At 61.3% G+C, this 3,044-nt stretch carries 1 protein-coding gene; it reads right to left on the bottom strand.

From position 1 onward, the window contains the following. Positions 1 to 44 precede the first annotated feature (44 nt). Entirely contained in the window at positions 45 to 2,684 is a 2,640-nt protein-coding gene (gene ppdK, locus HMPREF0372_RS09660) for a pyruvate, phosphate dikinase (RefSeq protein ID WP_007491586.1), read from the bottom strand. Positions 2,685 to 3,044 lie beyond the last annotated feature (360 nt).

Below are 3,044 nucleotides of genomic sequence, written 5' to 3'. Positions count from 1 at the left end.
GCCCAAATGGGCGGCGCTCCTGTTTACTTTATAAATGCTCGCCCTTAGCGGGGGTTCTTGATGGCGGCCTGGGCGGCAGCCAGACGGGCGATGGGCACGCGGTAGGGGGAGCAGGACACATAGTTCAGGCCAACCTTGTGGCAGAACTCCACGGAGGTGGGATCGCCGCCGTGCTCGCCGCAGATACCCAGGTGGATGTCGGGGCGGGTCTCCTTGCCCAGCTTGGCGGCCATGGCCACCAGCTTGCCCACGCCGTTCTGATCCAGGTGGGCGAAGGGATCGGACTCATAGATCTTCTTGTCGTAGTAGTAGCTCAGGAACTTGCCGGCGTCGTCGCGGGAGAAGCCGAAGGTCATCTGGGTCAGGTCGTTGGTGCCGAAGGAGAAGAACTCGGCCTCCTTGGCGATCTCGTCGGCAGTCAGGGCGGCGCGGGGGATCTCGATCATGGTGCCGACCTCATACTTCATGTCGATACCGGCGTCCTTGATGATCTTGTCGGCGGTGGCGACCACCACGTCCTTGACGTACTTGAGCTCCTTGACCTCGCCCACCAGGGGGATCATGATCTCGGGCACCATCTTCCAGTCGGGGTGCTTCTTCTGGACGTTGATGGCGGCGTTGATGACGGCGGTGGTCTGCATCTCGGCGATCTCCGGGTAGGAGACGGCCAGACGGCAGCCGCGGTGGCCCATCATGGGGTTAAACTCGTGCAGGGAGGCGATGACCTCGTGCAGGCGCTCTACGGTGACGCCGATCTCGCCGGCGATCTCCTTGATGTCCTCCTCCTTGGTGGGCAGGAACTCGTGCAGCGGGGGATCCAGGAAGCGAATGACAACCGGGCAGCCCTCCATGGCCTCGTACAGGCCCTCGAAGTCGCCCTGCTGGTAGGGCATGATCTTGGCCAGGGCCTTCTTGCGGTCCTCGGTGTTGTCGGCGACGATCATCTCGCGCATGGCCTTGATGCGCTCGCCCTCAAAGAACATATGCTCGGTGCGGCACAGGCCAATGCCCTGGGCGCCGAAAGCGCGGCCCTGGGCGGCGTCGCGGGGGGTGTCGGCGTTGGTGTAGACCATGAGCTGACGGTACTTGTCCGCCCAGCCCATCAGGCGGCCGAAGTAGCCGGAGCCGGGGTCGGCGGGCACGGTGGCCACGGCCTCGCCGTAGATGTTGCCGGTGGAGCCGTCCAGGGAGATCCAGTCGCCCTCGTGGTACTCCTTGCCGGCCAGGGTGAACTTCTTGTTCTCATAGTCCACCACGATGTCGCCGCAGCCGGACACGCAGCAGGTGCCCATGCCGCGGGCCACCACGGCGGCGTGAGAGGTCATGCCGCCGCGGACGGTCAGGATGCCCTGGGAGACCTGCATGCCCTCGATGTCCTCGGGAGAGGTCTCCAGGCGGACCAGGATGACCTTCTCGCCCCGCTCGTGCCACTCCTTGGCCTCCTCGGCGGTGAACACCACGCGGCCGCAGGCGGCGCCGGGGGAGGCGGCCAGGCCCTTGCCCACGACCTGGGCCTTCTTCAGGGCCTCGGCGTCAAAGGTGGGGTGCAGCAGGGCGTCGAGCTGCTTGGGATCGACGCGGCACACGGCCTCCTTCTCGTCGATCATGCCCTCGTCCACCAGATCCACGGCCACCTTCAGGGCGGCGGCGGCGGTGCGCTTGCCGTTGCGGGTCTGTAGCATATAGAGCTTGCCATTCTCGATGGTGAACTCCATGTCCTGCATGTCCTTGTAGTGCTTCTCCAGGCGGTCGGCGATGGCGGCGAACTGCTCGTACACCGCGGGCATCTCCTCATGCAGCTTGGAGATGGGGGAAGGGGTGCGCACGCCGGCCACCACGTCCTCGCCCTGGGCGTTGATCAGGTACTCGCCGAACAGGGCCTTCTCGCCGGTGGCGGGGTTGCGGGTGAAGGCCACGCCGGTGCCGGAGTTGTCGCCGGAGTTGCCGAACACCATGGACTGGACGTTGACGGCGGTGCCCCAGTCGTAGGGGATCTCGTTCATGCGGCGGTAGACGTTGGCGCGGGGGTTGTCCCAGGAGCGGAACACGGCCTTGACGGCCTCCATGAGCTGGACCTTGGGATCCTGGGGGAAGTCCTCGCCCTTCTCCTTCTTGTAGAACTCCTTGAACAGAACCACCAGGTTCTTCATGTCCTCGGTATCCAGCTCCACGTCCTGCTTGACGCCCTTCTTGGCCTTGACGTCGTCGATAATCTCCTCAAAGCGCTTCTTGCTCAGCTCCATCACCACGTCGGAGAACATCTGGATGAACCGGCGGTAGGAGTCGTAGGCAAAGCGGGGATTGTTGGTGAACTTGGCCAGGCCCTCCACCACGGTGTCGTTGAGGCCCAAGTTGAGGATGGTGTCCATCATGCCGGGCATGGAGGCGCGGGCGCCGGAGCGCACGGAAACCAGCAGGGGGTTCTCGGGATCGGCGAACTTCTTGCCACAGATGGCCTCCATCTTGCCCAGGTACTCGTAGATCTGGGCCTGGATGTCCGCGTTGATCTGGCGGCCGTCGTTATAATACTGGGTGCAGGCCTCGGTGGTGACGGTGAAGCCCTGGGGCACGGGCATACCCAGATTGGTCATCTCAGCCAGGTTGGCGCCCTTGCCGCCCAGCAGCTCCCGCATGGAGCCGTTGCCCTCTGAGAACAAATAGACATACTTATGCGTGTTGGCCATTTGTCATTCCTCCTAGATTTACGTTGCACTACTATACTCAAATACAGTAACCGGAGACATTATACCATTTTGCCAAAAGATTGCAAGAGATACCCGTCGGTTTTCTTTCTCTTTTGCTCAATTTTCGCCACTTTGGGCGCACGGAAGTGCCAACTGGCTTCATTTTGCTCCAGCCGTCCCCGCCCCGACCGGCCGCGCATAAAAAATGTCCGCAGAAGCGGACATCGTGTTTTTAAATGTCTACATTATCAAACATGTGGATGTTTAGTAAATATATCATTTTTGCAGGAAAATTGCAACAGGCTATTAATATATTTTACAAATTTATTTGTAGGACTACAATACATATTGGACATCTGA

Source organism: Flavonifractor plautii ATCC 29863 (assembly GCF_000239295.1).
GTDB classification, from domain to species: domain Bacteria; phylum Bacillota; class Clostridia; order Oscillospirales; family Oscillospiraceae; genus Flavonifractor; species Flavonifractor plautii.
Note: the sequence above shows the minus strand (reverse complement) of the source record. Positions and strands in the feature narration are given on the sequence as shown.